Below are 17,574 nucleotides of genomic sequence, written 5' to 3' on the forward strand. Positions count from 1 at the left end.
GCGAAGTCATGAAAACTGTAAAGACGAAAGTCTCTCTGGCCGAACAGGCATTCAATATATTGAAAGAAGAGATTGCGACAGGCCGGCTGCAGGTCGGCGATCCGCTTCCGGAGGAGAAGATATCGGCCCAGCTCGGCATCAGCCGGACACCGCTCCGGGATGCACTGAAAAAACTGGAGAATGAAGGCCTGGTCACTGTGAGTGCGGGCAAGCCGGCGACGGTCGCCGGCTTTTCAAAGGCGGACTCCCTCGACCATATCGATATGCGCCGTATTCTTGAAGTCAAAAATCTCGAGCGGATCATCGAAAAACTCGATGATGAAACCATGGAGAAGCTCAGAGACAACTTAAGACATCAGCAGGAGGCGATGGATCACGGGGATCATCAGCTTTATCTGGAGCTCGACAGCACGTTTCATATACTGCTCACCGAAGCGAACCCCAATCATTTATTTTATGAAATGGTGCGCAGGCTCGGCACGGGCGTATCGAGGGCGTTTTTGACGCTCTCCAATACGATTGAACCGAGCCTGGAAAGCGCCTTTGCCGAACATCGGGCGATTTTAAGCGCTTTGGAGGCCCGGGACCTGCCTTCGGCCAAAGAAGCGATGACCCGGCACCTGGACAACGTCGAAGCACGTTTCCTTAAATTTTATGACGACAAGAGGGATGACGATGACAGCTTCAAATGAACAATGGCAGACGCCTGAACAATTATATACACTGCTCGGCCGATTGGTCAGTTTCGACAGCAGGTCCGGCACCGAGGGGGAGATCGGCTTCCCCCATTTCGTGAAGGAGAAACTGTCCTCCCTACCCTATTTCAAACAGAATGGGCACCGCCTGCGACTGGTTGATGCCGGGGCCGGGCGGAACGCCCTTGTCGCCCATTACAGTCCGGGTGATGTGAAAGACACCATCATCCTGATCAGCCATTTTGATGTCGTACATACCAAGGAATTCGGCGATCTTGAAGATACCGCCTTTGACATCGAGGCATTGACGGAAGCGTTCAAGGAGAGGAAGGACAGTTTCAATGCGGCAGTCCAAAAAGACATCGAGTCGGGTGAATACATATTCGGCCGCGGTACGATGGATATGAAGATGGGTCTTGTTCTGCATATGAGCTTACTGGAACTCGCAAGCGAAGAGGAATGGCCGCTGAACCTGATACTTGTCACCACCCCCGATGAGGAAGTGAACTCGGACGGGATGCGTGCGGCTGTGAAATACTTATCCGAATTGAAAGATTATGAAGAACTGGATTTAAAACTGGTGCTGAACGCAGAAGCATCATTCAGCAGGCATACCGGGGACACCAATTACTACATCTACTCGGGCAGCATCGGCAAGATCATGCCGTCTGCCTTATTTTACGGGGTCGGCACACATGCGGGCGAACCGCTGCACGGCATCACGAGCCATTTCATGAGCGCTTATTTGACGAAGGAGATGGAGTTCAACCCCGCTTTCCATGAAGAGAAGTACGGCGAGGCCACGCCCCCGCCCGTCTGCCTGCAGCAGAACGACTTGAAGGAAGATTATTCCACCCAGACCTCCCACCATTCCTATGCGTTATACAACGTCTTCACCCTGGAGCACAGTCCGAGCGAAGTGATGGAAATTTACCAGGGTGTTGCAGAACAGGCGATGGCGCAGTGCTATGCGGATTACACCGCCCGCTGCAGACAGCTTGATGCAGAGCCGCTTCCCCGCATCAATACGTTGACCTTCCATGAACTCAGAGAGCATGTCATCTCAAAATCCGGGCAGGAACAGTATGACCTGATCACCCGCAGTATATTCAATGATGAGACACTCAACATCCGTGAAAAAGCGGTCGAAGTCGTCGACCGGCTGATGGGTTATGCGAAAGAGCTGGTGCCGGCAACTGTGCTGTTCCTCGCCCCTTCCTACTACCCTGCCGTCAATGCTTCGGACGACCCGGCATTGCAAGGGAAAATAAAGGACATACAGGAGATTTTCGCGTCCAGGCACGGTGTGGATGCGAAGCAGATACACTATTTCAACGGCATCTCGGATTTGAGTTATGTCAATTACACCGGAAGTGACGCAGGATGGATGTCGTTCAAAGAGAACTTGCCCGTCTGGGGTGAACCTTATACGATTCCATTCAAGGCGATGCAGAATCTGCAGGCACCCGTCCTGAATGTCGGGCCCTACGGCAAGGATGCCCACAAGATGACGGAGCGGCTGCATAAGGACAGTGCATTCATCCACACCCCGGATGTTTTGAGGGAACTGGTCAAAAGTTATATACATTGAGCACCGACAGAAAAAGGGAGGTTTTTTATATGAGGAATTTGAGCTTCATCATGCTGATCGCTGTATTGGTGTTATCCGCCTGCGGCAGGCCCAATATAGACGAACAGACCGGTCAGACGACGATCCGCATCGCACACCTGGTCAATCCGACCCAGTCTTCCCATATCCTGCTGGAAGCATTTCAGGAACAGGTCGAGGAGGAATCCGGCGGGGAGCTGCGGGTCGAGATTTATCCGGCGGGGTCTTTATTTCCTTCCGACAGGGAAGCGATAGAAGCGGTACAGCTCGGCAACGTCGAGATGACCGTCCCGGCACTCGCCAGCCTTTCAGGCTTCCATCAGGACTTCATGATCCTGGACCTGCCGTACCTGTTCGAAGATGAGGAACAGGCCTATTCCGTCCTGGATGGTCCGTTCGGACAGGATCTGCTCGACAGCCTGGAGGCGGTCAACATCAAAGGCCTGGTCTACGGCGAGAATGGATTCCGCCACATCACCAACAACGTCCGTCCGGTCTACACGCCGGAGGATATCGAGGGCCAGAAGCTGAGGACACTTGAGAGTCCGGTACATACAGACTTCTTCAACGCCTTCGGTGCGAACGCCTCACCGTTCGCTTTCGGCGAGATGTACTCCTCCCTCCAGCAGGGCTCCTACGATGCCATGGAGGCGCCGATCGCTCTGATGTACACGAGCAGGCTTTTCGAAGTTCAGGAATATATGTCATTCACTTCACATGTCTACATGCCGATCGCCTTGCTGATGAACGACGATTTCTTCCAATCACTTGAAGAAGAACATCAGGGAATCCTTATGGACGCCGCTGAAATGTTCAGGGAGGAACAGCGGATCCTCGAACAGGAACAGAGCGTCGAGTACCTTGAGGAAATGAAGGAAGCCGGCCTCCAGGTCAACGATTTGACAGATGAAGAAAAACAGGCATTCAGGGACAGGGCGGAACCTGTCTATGAGAAATACCGGGACATCCTCGGCCCTGAACTGTTTGAAGATTTGGAAGCAGCAATTGAGGAAGCAGAGTGAATCTGTCATTAAATGAGGGGGTCTGAATATGAAAAGAATATTTCACAGGTTTGAAGAAGGTTTCCTGATCGCCACGCTGGTGCTCATGGTCGCCCTGATTTTCGGCCAGGTCGTCGGCCGCTACGTCTTCCAGAGTGCACCGAGCTGGACGGAGGAATTCGCAAGATACATCCATATATTCCAGGTTTGGATCGGTGCAGGATATGCAGTCAAAATACGCGAGCATATCCGTGTCACCGCCTTCGTCGGGATGTTCAACGGCACACCGCGGAAAGTGATGGACATCGCAGCGACGGTCATCTGGTTTTTATTCGTCGTCCTCGTCGCAATCTTCGGCACCCAGCTCGTGATGGCCTCATTCCAGTATGAACAGGTCTCGCCTGCGTCGCAGATACCCATCTGGATCGTCTATCTCGCAGTGCCGCTCGGGGCCGTCAGCATGACTGTCCGCCTCATCCAGCAGTTCGTTGATATTTTACGCCGGGATTACTCCAACATCAAAGAAGAGGAAAAGGAGGCACCTCTATGAATATAATGCTCATACTGTTCGGCGTTCTGATCGTCTGCTTTTTGATCGGGGTCCCGATTGCGATTTCACTGGGTGTCTCGGCACTCGTTGCGATATGGTTCGGCACGGATCTGCCGATCAACCTGATTGCGCAGAAAGCATTCACGTCCCTCGACTCCTTCTCGCTGCTCGCAATCCCATTCTTCATCCTTGCAGGGGTGCTGATGGGAAGGGGCGGGATATCGAGACGCTTGCTTGACCTTGCGACCGCACTCGTTGGCTGGGTCACAGGCGGGCTGTCGCTTGTGACGATCGTTGCATGCATGTTCTTTGCCGCGATCGCAGGGTCCGGTCCGGCCACCGTCGCCGCCATCGGAAGCTTCATGATCCCGGCGATGATCGCCAATAAATATCATGTGGGCTTCTCTGCCGCGGTGCCTGCTGCAGCCGGATCCATCGGTGTCATACTGCCGCCTTCGATCCCCTTCGTCGTCTACGGCGCGGTCGGGAGCGTCTCGGTCGGTGCGATGTTTCTGGCCGGCATACTGCCGGGGCTGCTGATCGGCACTGCACTCTTGATCACAGCCTACCTGATCTCGAAGAAGCGTGACTACAAGCCGCAGGAAGGTGCGGAAAAGTTCGTCTTTAAAGATGTGCTGAAGGCGACGTGGGAAGCCAAATGGGCGCTGCTCGTCCCCGTCATCATCCTCGGCGGTATATACGGCGGCATCTTCTCGCCTACCGAGGCTGCGGTGACCGCGGTGGTCTATGCGGTCATCGTCGGTGTATTCATCTATAAGGAACTCGACTGGAAAGCGTTGTATGATGCTTTCATGGAGACGATCATCATCAACGTGACGACGATGATCATCATCAGCTTCTCGGTGTCGTTCGCCTTCTTCATGACGCTTGAACAGATACCGAATATGATCGCAGAGAACTTGATGGCGCTCACATCAAATCCGATTTTCATACTGACTTTGATCGTCATACTTCTGCTGATCGTCGGCATGTTCATCGATACGATTTCTGCACTGATCATCCTGACGCCGATACTGCTGCCCGTCGTCACATCCGTCGGCATCGACCCGGTCCACTTCGGTGTGGTCCTTGTCGTGGCACTTGCGATCGGCTTCGTCACACCGCCGCTCGGGGTGAACCTGTTCGTTGCTTCAAGCGTCGGCAAGGTCAAGTTCGAACAGGTCGCCGTCGGCGTGCTGCCTTTCGTTGCAGTGATGATTTTATGCCTGCTCATACTCGCATTCGTGCCGGCAATCTCGATGTTCCTGCCGAACCTGGCGGAATAAGCGTCGGCAAACTGAATCAGCAGGTAGTGGATATCCACTCCCTGCTGATTTTTTATATATTCAATTCCCTGCTTCTTATCCGGCTTCCTTCACCGCAAAGTAGTTATCCTCATCATCCGAAAAATTGAAGACGCGCCCGTCCGGGGTTTTGACGATCTCCCCGCACCGGATGCCTTTATTGTTCAAATCGGCATACAGCGCATCCAGATCTTTCACTCGGAACATCAATGAAGGGGTATCGAGATTCACTTCATGGCCGGTTTCCCTTATGAATTCCTTGTCGAAGATCACGATACTCGTCTCTGAATTCAGGCTCGGTGCCACTTCGACCGATTTATAATCATCGTAGATGAGATCCTCCGATCTGATGACGAACCCGAGGTCCTTCGTCCAAAACGCCACGGACTGGTCCTGATTATCCACATACAGCATGACACTTTCCAAACCGTCTATCATACAAACTCCCCCTCCTAAGTACTGCCTTACAATTCAATTATAAGTATCAGTTTACTATTACACAAATTTAAATAATAAAAAACAGCTCCCCGCCGGCATGGCAGGGAGCTGCTCCGTATATTCATTTTTTCTGGACAGAATGGATGATTACATCTTCACCGTGACGCCGGCGGCTGATTTTCCTGGCATCGGCAGAACTGCGTGCTGGGATTTCATAAGTCTCTTTCCCGCCGTCTTTTTCCATCGTCACGATAAAGCATTTGGTGCCGCATCTCATGTTCATGCACCCTTTCATTCATGATTTAGAACGGGCCGTAGTCAATGAAGAACGCAATGACCAGGAACACCGCCGCTGCCCCGTACCACAGCAGAAGCAACGGCCAGATGAACTTCAGCCAGTCCGTATACTTGATCTGTGCGATCGCAAGTGCCGCCATGAAGTATCCGGATGTCGGATAGAAGATGTTTGAGAAGCCGTCACCGAACTGGAAGGCAAGCACCGCGGTCTGTCTCGTCATTTCCGCAAGATCCACGAGCCCGACCATGATCGGCATGGTCGCAGCCGCCTGTCCGCTTCCTGAAGGGATCAGGAAGTTCAGGAGGCCCTGTACGATCATCATGGCGACCGGCACAAGCCAGTCCGGCAGGAACGTAATGACGAGGCTCAGTCCGTGGACGACGGTGTCCATGATGGAACCGTCCTCGAGCACCACGGAAACCGCACGGGCGACCCCGACGATCAGGGCGCCGAGAAGGATGTTCCTGATGCCTTCATTCATCGCTTCGGCAATTTTTGAAGGTCCGAGCCCTCCGATGAGGCCGACGATCAGCCCCGTCATGATGTAGAAGCCGGCAAGTTCGATGAAGTACCACTGGTACTGGAAGATGCCGAACAGCATGAAGCCGAGCGCCGCGATGAACACCCATGTCGCAACGACCGTGCGCGTGCTGACTTCCCTGATGTCGTCGTCCTTTTCGGTGAACTGCGAATCGTCCACATCATCCGTGATCAGAGATTTGCTGGGATCTTTCTGTACACGTTTGATGTAGTAGGTGACGAACAGTATACCGATGATCGTCATCACAAGCAATACAATTGCACGGTAACCCATACCCGAGAACAGCGGAAGCTCCGCAATCGTCTGGGCTGTTCCAAGGTTCGCCGGCGCCGTCAGCGCCACCGAGAAACCGACGACGGTCGCGATCAGCACCGTCGCGGTCGCCGCCATCCTGTCAAAACCGAGCCGCAGGAATAAAGGCAGCAGGGCAGGCAGGAAAATCAGCGATGATTCTATGTTGCCCGTCAATGCCACGAAAAGGGCAAGGGGCACAATGATCGTCGGGATGATCAGGAGACCTTTATCCCCGAACTGCTTGATCAGGAAGTTGATGATCAGATCGATGACCCCCGCTTTTTCAATGACCCGGAACATTGCACCGATGGCCATGATACCGAAGATGATGATGACCGTCTGCTCCACACCGCGCGGGATGGCCGTCATGAATTCGAATATCCCGACCGGGCTCTGTTGTATGTATTCAAAGGTGTTCGGGATGATGACGGAGCGCCCGTCCACTTCCTCACGGTCGAACTCCCCCGCCGGGACTATGTATGATGCGATGGCGCCCAGGGTGATGAGGATGAAGAGGATGACGTAGATATGCGGCATCTCAAATTTGCGTTTAGTCGTACTTTTTGCCAATTTTAAAACCTCCAATCAATATTTTAAAAATTAAAACAACTCACATAAAAGCTATTATTACACAAGTTTCCGGTAAATGGGAGGTCATTTCAACTTTTGATTTAAAAATTCGTGTAAATTTATAAAAATGGGAAATTTAATTTTTATATGATGAAGGGATATATTTATTGACGTAAAGGGTAACATTAGATAGAGGGGTGGGCGAAGAGAGGGAGGATTCTTAATGGAGCGAATCATCAGTTATCATCATGAGATTGAAATGGCACTGGAGAAAAAGGACGGCCCGGCTTTCAGGGATGTATTCCTGAACCTGCATCCGATGGACCAGGCCGCCATATATCTGGATCTGGATGCCCGTGACCACCGCCAGATCCAGGAGTTCCTGTCCCCGAAGGAGTTTTCCGCCGTCTTCCAGGCACTCGACTTGGAACATCAGGAAGTCGCCGTCGAAGATATGGATGACGAGTACATCGCGCACATGTTCGATGCCATGTATGCCGATAATGTCGCCGATTTCCTCGAGGAACAGACACCTGGTTACCGGGAGAGGGTCATATCCCTCATGTCCCGGGAGGGCAGCGAAGAAGTGAGGGAGCTCCTCAACTATACGGAGGACAGCGCCGGGACGATCATGACCAAAGAGTATATCACCGCAGGGGAACATGAAACCGTCGGCGCGGTCATCGAGCAACTCAGGGCGGAAGCCTCACACGCCGAGACCATCTATTATGTGTACATCATTGATGAGGCCCACCGTTTAAAAGGCGTCGCTTCATTGAGGGACATGCTCATGGCCGGTGAAGACGATGAAATTGGGTCACTCATGCGGACCAACGTCATTTCGGTGAAAGTGGACGACGACCAGGAGGATGTCGCCAAAGTGATACAGAAGTACAACTTGAGCGCCCTGCCCGTTGTCACGGAATACGGACTGCTTGCGGGCATCGTCACGGTGGATGATATCCTCGATGTCGTACATATTGAAATCGAGGAGGATTTCGGGGAACTTGGTACGACAAGGGGCGCGATGGACCATAAACTCACCATCTTCCAGTCCGCAAAAAAGCGCGGTCCGTGGATTCTTGTCCTGATGCTTCTCGGCATGATCACGGCAAATATCATCGGGGCATTCGAAGAGACGCTGGAAGCCGTCGTGCTGTTGTCGGCGTTTATTCCCCTGATCATGGATTCCGCCGGAAACACCGGCACCCAGGCCCTCACCGTCGCCGTCCGCAACCTGGCGCTCGGCAACATCGGCCCGGGTACGATACTCCGGACACTATGGCGGGAACTCGGGACGGGATTCCTGATCGGGCTGGCATGCTCGGTTGCACTGATGATCCTCATCCCGATATTCTATCCCGACGGCGGCATGATCTTCGCCGTCATCGTGGGGCTGACACTGGTCGCGACGCTGAGCGTTTCCGCCGTCGTCGGCGCCGTCATCCCGCTCATCATCAAAAAACTGAACATCGACCCGGCGGTCGCATCCGGCCCCTTCATCACCACGATCAACGACATCATGGGGCTGCTCATTTATTTCACGATCGCCACGACGATGCTCAGTTATATTTGAAACTCCGCCCGGCAGGCGGGGTTTTATTGGGCCTGGCGGGAGTTTGCGGTATAACTTGGGTGGCGGGTTGTGAGTTATGCCGCAAATGCCCTCGAAACGACATAACTTGGCTGTCAGAGCACTACTTGTGTCACAAACGCCCTCTAAACGACATAACTTGCCTGACAAGGTACCACTTATGCCGCAAATGCCTTCCAAACGACATAACTTGCCTGTCAGTACCTTACTTATGTCACAAATGCCCTCGAAACGACATAACTCGGGCTGCAGGAGGTAACTTATGCCGCAAGCGTCCACCAACAAAAAAAGAGGCCGCGCATTCGCGCAGCCTCCAGTAGATGGGGGGGTTAATCATTTTACATTTTTAAAATCGAATTCGCCGTATGGACTGATGCGAATATCTTTTATATGATCTAAATGTGCATTATAATCTGTCGGATGCAATATAAAGATTGCGGGTGCTTCTTCAATAAGGATTTCCTGCACTTGTTCGTATATTCCTTGACGCTTCTCGAGATCTGCTTCCTGTCTGCCCTCATCCATCAATCTATCTGCTTCATCATTGCTGAAGTACATGAAGTTTGCACCAGGATTACTACTGTCTGAGTGGAAAACCGGTCGGATGCCATTGTCCGGGTCTCCCGTGGAATTCCCCCAACTCATGATATAAAGATCATGTTCCTGGTTGCCGAGAGCGTCCAAAAATGAACCCCACTCCAGCTGGACAATTTCAAGATCAATACCGATTTCCTGAAGAGATTCCTGAAGCCATACTGCTGTATCAACACGCTGCGGGTTGTCATCATTTACATACATTTTCAAACCGAAACCATCCCCATAGCCTGCTTCCTCAAGCAATCTTTGAGCTTCATCCAAATCATACTCTAAAGACTTCAATTCTTCATGATGTCCAAATATTTCCGGGGCGAGCGGCGATACGGCTTCAATTCCCGCATCATCGTATACCCCTTCAATAACCGCTTCCTTATTGAATGCATGAGTGATTGCCTGACGAACTCTTTTATCCTGGAGAATTTCACTTTCCGTATTCATCCCGATATATTCGAGTGCCACCGTCTGAGTTTCTACAAGTGCCGTATCTTCGTTCGACTCCAGACGTTCCTTGTCACTTGGCGGTACATCACCAATAACCTCTGCTGCATTGGTTTCAATCTCTGCGATACGGGAACCCGTTTCCGGTACTACCCTGAGTATCAACTGATCGATATTCACTTGTCCGTTCCAGTATTCGTCATTTCTCACAAGCACAGTGCTTTCGCCCGGCGTACGTGCATCAAACTCCAAATATCCTGTGCCGACTGGATGTTCTTCCACGACACTACCTGCAAACTGAGAGATTTCTTCTGCAATTTCCTGGTATTCTTCTCCACCCTCAGCTCGGATTTCATAATACTCCTCCACTGAAATATCGATTTCTGCTTCTTCCAAAGCAAACTCGTAATCTTCATTAATCTGTTCCCTGGATATAATATCCCCTGCACCGTGACTTAAATGACTTAGAAGCGGCTGAAACGGATATTCAGTTTTTATTTCTACTATGTAATCATCAATCACTGTTACCTCTTCAATCATTTCAAGAACATGAGCGCGTGAAGCAGCACGTCCCGGGTCGAGCAGGCGATCAAAATTTGCTTTAACGACTTCTGCATTGAACTCAGACCCATCATGGAAAGTCACACCTTCCTGCAAAGTGAATTGCCAGGTCAGCTCATCAAGTTGCTCCCATTCAGTTGCAAGTGAAGGAATAATTTCAAACTCATTATTCTGTTTAACAAGTCCTTCAAAGATATGTTCTCTGATTCTTTCAGATGGCGTATCGTTACTTCCATGAGGGTCAACGGAAACAGCGTCTGATGGTAATGACAATTCAATGGACCTATCCCCGGTTTCTTCTTGTGCTCCCTCTGCCTGTGCTTCTTCCTCCATGTTTCCATCATCAGAGCAGGCCCCAAGAATTAAAAACAGCGCGAGTAACAAAGTTACTGTTGAAAATCTCTTCATTTCTCAATCCCTACCTTTTTAATACGCTTTATATCCTATATTATCACTATGAATTAGAAAGAAGTCAATCATCTTCAGAGAATTTCCGGTAATTCAGGGAAATAAAGTTTTTCAAGAAGTTTTGCCACAAGCGTCCACCAACAAAAAAAGAGGCCGCGCATTCGCGCGGCCTTCGTTCTTTATTCCATTATTTACCCCAGACTTCGTCTGCAATCTCCTTGACGAGTTCAAGCTTCGCCCACTGTTCCTGCTCAGTCAGGTTGTTGCCTTCCTCAGTGGAGGCGAATCCGCACTGCGGGCTGATGCACAGTCTGTCCTTATCGATATACTTCGCCGCTTCCTCGATGCGGCCTTTGATTTCTTCCTTATCTTCAAGCTCCGGCACTTTCGAAGAGATCAGGCCGAGCACGACCACTTTATCGCCGCTCACTTTTGACAGTGATTCGAATCCGCCGGCACGCTCCGTATCGAATTCAAGGTAATAGCCTTCCACGTTTTCTTCGCCGAAAAGAATATCCGCAACTTTGTCATACGCCCCGGAGGATGCCCAAGTTGAACGGTAGTTTCCGCGGCATACGTGCGTGGTGATCACGAGGTCTTCAGGTGCGCCTTCGATTGCCTTGTTGTTCACGCCCACATATTTCCGGCTCAGGCTTTCAACCGTGAAGTCGCCCGCCATGTTCTTCCAGTAGTCCTCATCGACGATCATGCCCCACGTGCAGTCGTCGAGCTGCAGGTTGCGGCAGCCTGCGTCATACAATTCTTTAATAAACGTCTGATAGGCTTTCGCAATGTCCTCGAGCAGTTCTTCTTCATTCGGATAGATTTTCTCGGTCGCTTCCCTGTTGTCCGGACGGAGCAGCTCCGCCAGGAACTGGGCCGGTGCAGGAATCGTCTGTCTTGCGATGACTTCATCATCCGCAAACTGATTGACGAATTTGAAATGCTCGATGAACGGATGCCCCGACCCGCCGAGCTTGCCCGTCAGACGTGCGGACTCTGCGCGCGTTTCGACTTCAGCGAACTGGTAGCCTTCATCGACTTCCACTTTCTCCATGCCTTCAAGGCCCCACATGAAATCAAGATGCCACCATGATCTGCGGAATTCCCCGTCCGTGATTGCCTTCAGGCCGATCTCCTTCTGCTTCTCGATCAGCTCTTCGATCGCTTCATCTTCAACCGATTTCAGTTCCTCTGCAGAAATCGTGTTTTTGGCGAATGCATCACGTGCTTCCTTCAATCGCAGCGGGCGCAAAAAGCTGCCCACGTTATCAAATCTGTAAGGTGCAGTTTTTCGTTCATTTATATTTTTCACAGTCATATCTGGCCACTCCTCTATTGTTTATTGGTATCTCAAGGTTAACACACCCCTGAGAGATAGCATAAGAGTTTAAATTCATGTCTCGCTATAGCTTTAAGCTATATCTTAAGGTATAATTTTATTCATCAAATTTGAAAGCGAGGGGTTCCATGACGATACAACAGTTGAAATACTTAATAGAAGTGGTGAACACAGGGTCGATCAATGAAGCGGCCAAAAACCTCTTCATCTCACAGCCGACATTATCCAAGGCGATCAAGACGCTCGAGGCGGAGATGGGGATCGTCATATTTACGAGGACTTCCACAGGCATGGTCCTCTCATCCGACGGCGCCGAATTCATGAGCTATGCCAGACAGGTCGTCGAGCAGGTGAATCTGATGGAGCACCGGTACCTCGATTCGCCCTATCAGGAACGGCTGTTGTCGGTGTCCACCCAGCACTACTCCTTCTCCGTCGATGCGATGGTCCGGATGATCGACCGGTACGGCGGTGATAAATACCAGTTCACGCTGCGCGAGACGAAGACGTTTGAAATCATCGACGATGTGAAGAACCTGACGAGCGAAGTCGGCGTGCTGTACATGAACAGCTTCAATGAGCAGGTCCTCTCCCAGCTCATCCGGGAGAACCAGCTCGGCTTCGAGCCGCTGTTTTCTGCAAATCCCCACGTCTTCATCAGCAGGGACAATCCCCTTGCGGAGAAGGACCTCGTCACCATTGAGGACCTCGAGCCCTACCCGAGGCTGTCATTCGAGCAGGGGAAGAACAACTCCTTCTATTTCTCGGAAGAGATTCTGGGGACGCTCGACGTCCCGAAGAACATCCTCGTCAGTGACCGTGCGACTTTATTCAACTGCCTGATCGGCCTGAACGGCTATACGATCTCGACCGGAATTTTAAGCGAAGAACTGAACGGTACGGATATCATCCCGGTGAGGCTCGATATCGACGATCAGATCACGGTCGGGACTTTGACCAATAAAAAAGCACAGCTCAGCCGGATGGCGAAGCTGTACCTGGAGGAGCTTGAAAACTGCATCGAGTCCTATGAGATTTTATAGGAAGAGTTTCATGCCTTCATGCGTCACCTTAAAGCCGAGCTTTTCGTAGAACGCATGTGCACCGCTGCGCCGCTTGTCCGTCGTGAGCTGGACGATGCCGCAGCCGTTCTCTTCAGCGAGCCGGATCGCCTCTTCAAATAAAGCCCGCCCCACACCTTTGCCCCGATGGGACTTATGCACCCGGACCCCTTCGATTTGGGCGCGCTTCTGTCCCCCGCGCGCAAGCGTCGGGATGAACGTGAGTTGCAGACAGCCGGTGATCGCGTTGTCTTCGGTGGCAAGCAGGATCTGATTGCCCGCCTGCGCCCTGATATCCCTGAACGACTGTATGTACTTCTCCTCTACTTCATCAGCGACTGCTTCACGCGCTCTGCCCAGCTCATCATCCGCAAGCATCGCCACGATTTCCTGCAGATCCCCTTCTTCCGCCATTCTGAAATCCATTGCCTCACCCCTTTTTATTGGAGTATAGCAGGATTTCAGGGGGATTTCATTTTGGGGGTGATATGGAATGCCTTCCCGTGACACGAAACATCAATTTTCACTGCCCTCGTGTCACAAAACGCTTCCCCGTGACACGAAATATCAATTTTCACAGCACTCATGTCACAAAACGCTCTCTCGTGACACGAAACATCGATTTTCATAGCTCTCGTGTCACAAAACGTCTCTCCGTGACACGAAATTCCGATCTTCACTGTTCTCGTGTCACAAAATGCCCCCTCGTGACACGAAACTCTAATTCTCACCCCACTCGTGTCAGACTCCAATCCTTTATCTCTCAAGTCATAAATAAAAAGAGACAAAACCGAAGTTTCGTCTCTGAATATCATCGAATAATTCCTCGATTACCTATAGGGCTCCTGCAAAGCCATGCTTCATCATAATCATCGGCCAGTGTCTTCTTTATATTAAATATGGCGTTGCCTTTAAAGATTTCATTTCTGATCTCCTCTAAAACTCTGACATCGTCTTCAGGTATGAAATCATTTAATATCAACTTCTCGAACCAGCTTTTCACTTCCTCAGGGTAGATATTGCCTGCAATTGATGAAAGGCGGTTATATCCCCATGATATTTTATCTTCCAGCTCCATCTCCCCACCGGCATAAAAAAGAAAGTCACCTTTGATTCCTTTTTTCAGTATCTCCATTTTATCTCTGTCACCGGGGTCTTTTATTCCTATGACCAATTCGTTTTCACTCAATGTGATGATACTGTCCGCTGATAAATCAAAACCTGTCCTTTTAGGGTTGTTATATAAAATAGCAGGCTTGCCAGCCAATTTTATGATTCGCTCCGAGTAGGACAAAGCTTCTTCTTGTGACGGGATTATATAAGGCGGATATCCCAACATTATTGCTGAAATACTTGATTCATTTATCCTGGTTGCCAATTTCTCTGCATCTTTTTGTCTGATTGATGAGACGCCCATAATAATTTCCATGTCTGTCGTCAATTCAGGTTCTTTCTCAATTACCTCAAGTATTTCTACCTTCTCTTCCAAACTCAGGCTATGCTGTTCACCGGTGGTGCCACCTATCAAAACAGACTTCACACCTTTATCATGTAGTAATTTAATATGGTCTATAGTTTTGTCAGTCTCCAGAACTTCATGAAGACCAAATGCCGTAGGTACAGCTACATGCATCTTTTCTTTCAGCATTAAAGAAACCTCCTCTTTCGATTCTATTTTAATTAGTGAATAAACACTAAAGGAATAAGGCTCCAAAGCCTTATTCCTTCAGCTGCCTTCTATTGATTACACCAATTCTTTATAAAATACGCAATTACTTTCGTGGTGTATCTTAAACTGTCCAAATCAATATATTCATTGGGAGCGTGCATGTAATTTCCTAAAGGACCGTAACATGTTACCGGGATGCCAAATTCATCAAATGCCCTGACATCAGTAGTAGCTGTAAATGAAAGGTTCTCCACTTTTTCCCCGGTCACTTCCTTATGACTTTCTGCCAATATCCTATATAAATCATTTTCAATATCCATTTCGAAGCCATGCGCCTTGAATCCAAAGAATTCAATTTCAGGAAGGTTGTCCTTCAACCATTCATCTTTCTCACAAGCTTCGATGATCCAATCTCTGACTTCTTTTTGGATGTCTGCCGGATCAGTACCAGGATAGCATCCGATTCTTGCTTCAAATGTGGTTTCCACCGGTACACTTGATGTCCAGTCTCCACCTTGAATTTTCCCAATATTAATGTTCAATGGGTGTGGATGATGCTTGAATGCTTCATGTTTTTCCTGACTATTGATGAATTCTCTATATTTTTCAAGGGCTTCAATAATCTTAAAAGCATTCATTGTAGCATTAACCGCTTCATCTGCTTTTTCAACGTGGGCGCCCACACCTCTGACAGTCACTCTCAGATATATGACACCGACTTGGGAAGTCAAGATTCTATGTTGTGTAGGTTCCGGTATCAATGCAGCATCAGCGGTATAACCAGCTTGCAATAAAGCTAATGCTCCATTCCCAGTTACTTCTTCCTCGATAACGGTCTGAATCTGCACCTCTCCATGAAGTGGTTCATTCATCTTTTCCAACGCTTTCACCGCAAATATGTTGGCAGCAAGTCCACCTTTCATATCAAGGATGCCTCTGCCATACATCTTATTGTCTTTTACGGTTGGAATGTAAGGTTCTGTCTCCCAATGACTCTTGGGTCCCGCATCCACCACATCAATATGAGCCTGCAAAATCAAACTTTTACCGTCATTAATTTCTGGTTTTTTCGAACCCACGACTACCGGTCTGTCCTTATAATCGATCACCGGTATTCCATGGTTCTTATAATTGGAGATCTCATCATTATTTACATCAAAAGAAGCTGTTTCAAAGTCCATATCTTTGAGATAGTTTTCTATGAATTGTTGAACTCCTTTTTCATTGCCAAGCGTACTGTCAAAAGAACCAAGGGTTTTTAAAAACAATAACTCTTCATCCCATAAGTCGTCTATTGCTTTCTCTAACCTTTCATCAAAACTCACAAATCCAACCCCCATTAATTATATTGCTCATTTATTCGCTAATTCGAGAATTACTTTCAAAAGAAGATTACCGCAAATATTCAGATATTTTTCCTCGGTATGTTCTTTTATATCATGGCTTATCCCCGCTTCACTCGGCATGAAAATCATGGCTGCAGGCGCGATATCATTGATATATCTTGCATCGTGGCCGGCACCACTGATGATTTTTCTGCTTTTATAGCCCGATGCATTACTATTGTCAGTAATGAGTTTTATAATCTCTTCATCAAATTTAACAGTCGGGGACTCCCACAATTCATGAATTTCAGCATTGACTGCGCGGTCATGGCTGACAGCTTCGACTGTTTCTTTCATTGCTTCAATAAATTCTTCCCTCAAGTAATTTTCATCAGCCCTGACATCTACAGTGTACTTGACCTTTTTAGGTATTACATTCGGTACATTCGGTTCTGCGAGGAATTTACCGATGGTCAGCTTGACGGCTTTCTCTTTAGCCAAACCTTCCAATCTATGAATGATTTCAGCAACTGCGAGCATAGGATCCCTTCTCACTTCCATAGGCGTCGTCCCTGCATGATTGGAATCTCCTTCAACAGCTATCTCGAACCAGCTCGTACCCTGGATTCCGGTAACAATACCCACATCCAAATTTTCGTCAGCAAGAATCGGACCTTGTTCTATATGGGCTTCCACATAAGAATGAATTTCTGCCAGTCTATTCTCTTTCCGCCCTTTATATCCGATTCTTTCCAATTCATCTCCAAAACTCAGGCCATCTTTATCTTTGGTTGAATATACATAATCTCTGGTGAATTCACCTGAAAGTACGCCTGAAGCCATCATGGGAGGAGAAAACCTCGCTCCCTCCTCGTTAGTGAAGTTAACAACTTCAATAGGCCTTTTAGTTTTAATGCCATTCTCTAAAAGTGTCTCAATGACTTCCAAGCCGAGCAACACACCTGCTATACCGTCGTATCTGCCACCATTAGGCTGTGTATCGAGATGGGATCCGACCACCACAGGAGCCAGATTCTCTTCCCCTTCTTTTCTGCCATATATATTACCAACGTCATCGACTCTTACACTCAAACCCAGGTTTCTCAAATACTCAGTGAAAACGTCTCTCATTTTTTTGTCTTCATCTGTAAGTGCCAGTCTGTTAAGGCCTGTTTCGTAGACTTTTCCTATTTCAGAACTGTTGTTTAAATTAGCAAGAAATCTGTTGAAGTCAATCTCCAATTCCTTATTGATATCTTCCATCAATGAACCACCTTTT

The 17,574-nt window shown here is 49.2% G+C and carries 16 protein-coding genes; 7 read left to right on the forward strand and 9 right to left on the reverse strand.

Features of this window, described 5'->3' with window-relative positions:
- The first annotated feature begins 8 nt into the window (after nucleotides 1-8).
- Genes LPW40_RS07375 through LPW40_RS07395 form a run of 5 tightly spaced genes read left to right on the forward strand, consistent with a single transcriptional unit; the run spans nucleotide 9 to nucleotide 5,141 of the window.
- Nucleotides 9-692: a GntR family transcriptional regulator gene (locus LPW40_RS07375; protein ID WP_230821587.1), complete on the forward strand. Its 684-nt coding sequence runs from the start codon at nucleotides 9-11 to the stop codon at nucleotides 690-692.
- Nucleotides 676-2,286, forward strand: coding sequence for a M20/M25/M40 family metallo-hydrolase (locus LPW40_RS07380; protein ID WP_230821588.1), 1,611 nt, complete (start codon nucleotides 676-678; stop codon nucleotides 2,284-2,286). Before LPW40_RS07375 ends, LPW40_RS07380 begins: the two co-directional genes overlap by 17 nt.
- Nucleotides 2,287-2,315: 29 nt before the next feature.
- The gene (locus LPW40_RS07385) at nucleotides 2,316-3,326 is read left to right on the forward strand and encodes a DctP family TRAP transporter solute-binding subunit (protein ID WP_230821589.1); all 1,011 of its coding nucleotides are present in this window, start codon (nucleotides 2,316-2,318) and stop codon (nucleotides 3,324-3,326) included.
- 28 nt (nucleotides 3,327-3,354) lie between these two features.
- On the forward strand, nucleotides 3,355-3,855 hold the full coding sequence (locus tag LPW40_RS07390) for a TRAP transporter small permease (protein ID WP_230821590.1): 501 nt from the start codon (nucleotides 3,355-3,357) through the stop codon (nucleotides 3,853-3,855).
- On the forward strand, nucleotides 3,852-5,141 hold the full coding sequence (locus LPW40_RS07395) for a TRAP transporter large permease (protein ID WP_230821591.1): 1,290 nt from the start codon (nucleotides 3,852-3,854) through the stop codon (nucleotides 5,139-5,141). Before LPW40_RS07390 ends, LPW40_RS07395 begins: the two co-directional genes overlap by 4 nt.
- 75 nt (nucleotides 5,142-5,216) lie before the next feature.
- Here LPW40_RS07395 and LPW40_RS07400 read toward each other — a convergent pair whose 3' ends face one another.
- The 3 genes from LPW40_RS07400 to LPW40_RS07405 form a co-directional block, all read right to left on the reverse strand.
- Entirely contained in the window at nucleotides 5,217-5,597 is a 381-nt protein-coding gene (locus LPW40_RS07400) for a VOC family protein (RefSeq protein ID WP_230821592.1), read from the reverse strand.
- Nucleotides 5,598-5,718: 121 nt separating this feature from the next.
- Nucleotides 5,719-5,847 (reverse strand): hypothetical protein, encoded by a 129-nt coding sequence (locus LPW40_RS13620; protein ID WP_269063301.1) that lies wholly within the window; start codon nucleotides 5,845-5,847, stop codon nucleotides 5,719-5,721.
- A 52-nt stretch (nucleotides 5,848-5,899) separates the two neighbouring features.
- A complete protein-coding gene (locus tag LPW40_RS07405; protein WP_230821593.1) occupies nucleotides 5,900-7,300 on the reverse strand; it encodes a YfcC family protein in 1,401 nt (466 codons plus the stop codon).
- Nucleotides 7,301-7,523: 223 nt separating this feature from the next.
- Here LPW40_RS07405 and mgtE point away from each other — a divergent pair, with 223 nt between their 5' ends.
- Nucleotides 7,524-8,876: a magnesium transporter gene (gene mgtE / locus LPW40_RS07410; protein WP_230821594.1), complete on the forward strand. Its 1,353-nt coding sequence runs from the start codon at nucleotides 7,524-7,526 to the stop codon at nucleotides 8,874-8,876.
- A 351-nt stretch (nucleotides 8,877-9,227) separates the two neighbouring features.
- Here the strand turns inward: mgtE and LPW40_RS07415 are convergent, their stop codons facing one another.
- Together LPW40_RS07415 and LPW40_RS07420 are read right to left on the reverse strand one after the other, a co-directional pair.
- Nucleotides 9,228-10,898 (reverse strand): glutathione ABC transporter substrate-binding protein, encoded by a 1,671-nt coding sequence (locus tag LPW40_RS07415; RefSeq protein WP_230821595.1) that lies wholly within the window; start codon nucleotides 10,896-10,898, stop codon nucleotides 9,228-9,230.
- Between the two features lie 187 nt (nucleotides 10,899-11,085).
- Nucleotides 11,086-12,219: a 5-methyltetrahydropteroyltriglutamate--homocysteine S-methyltransferase gene (locus tag LPW40_RS07420; protein ID WP_230821596.1), complete on the reverse strand. Its 1,134-nt coding sequence runs from the start codon at nucleotides 12,217-12,219 to the stop codon at nucleotides 11,086-11,088.
- Between the two features lie 149 nt (nucleotides 12,220-12,368).
- Here LPW40_RS07420 and LPW40_RS07425 point away from each other — a divergent pair, with 149 nt between their 5' ends.
- Complete coding sequence (locus tag LPW40_RS07425; RefSeq protein ID WP_230821597.1) at nucleotides 12,369-13,283, forward strand: LysR family transcriptional regulator; 915 nt, start codon at nucleotides 12,369-12,371, stop codon at nucleotides 13,281-13,283.
- On the opposite strand, the gene LPW40_RS07430 is transcribed toward LPW40_RS07425, so the two are convergent.
- From LPW40_RS07430 to LPW40_RS07445, 4 genes are all read right to left on the reverse strand, one after another.
- Nucleotides 13,278-13,727: a GNAT family N-acetyltransferase gene (locus LPW40_RS07430; RefSeq protein WP_230821598.1), complete on the reverse strand. Its 450-nt coding sequence runs from the start codon at nucleotides 13,725-13,727 to the stop codon at nucleotides 13,278-13,280. The genes LPW40_RS07425 and LPW40_RS07430 overlap by 6 nt on opposite strands.
- Before the next feature lie 385 nt (nucleotides 13,728-14,112).
- Nucleotides 14,113-14,949: a dihydrodipicolinate synthase family protein gene (locus tag LPW40_RS07435; RefSeq protein ID WP_230821599.1), complete on the reverse strand. Its 837-nt coding sequence runs from the start codon at nucleotides 14,947-14,949 to the stop codon at nucleotides 14,113-14,115.
- A gap of 89 nt (nucleotides 14,950-15,038) precedes the next feature.
- On the reverse strand, nucleotides 15,039-16,295 hold the full coding sequence (locus LPW40_RS07440; RefSeq protein WP_230821600.1) for an ArgE/DapE family deacylase: 1,257 nt from the start codon (nucleotides 16,293-16,295) through the stop codon (nucleotides 15,039-15,041).
- A 27-nt stretch (nucleotides 16,296-16,322) separates the two neighbouring features.
- On the reverse strand, nucleotides 16,323-17,558 hold the full coding sequence (locus LPW40_RS07445) for a M20 family metallo-hydrolase (protein ID WP_230821601.1): 1,236 nt from the start codon (nucleotides 17,556-17,558) through the stop codon (nucleotides 16,323-16,325).
- Nucleotides 17,559-17,574 lie beyond the last annotated feature (16 nt).

It is taken from the genome of Salinicoccus halitifaciens, from assembly GCF_021026095.1.
Taxonomy (GTDB): domain Bacteria; phylum Bacillota; class Bacilli; order Staphylococcales; family Salinicoccaceae; genus Lacicoccus; species Lacicoccus halitifaciens.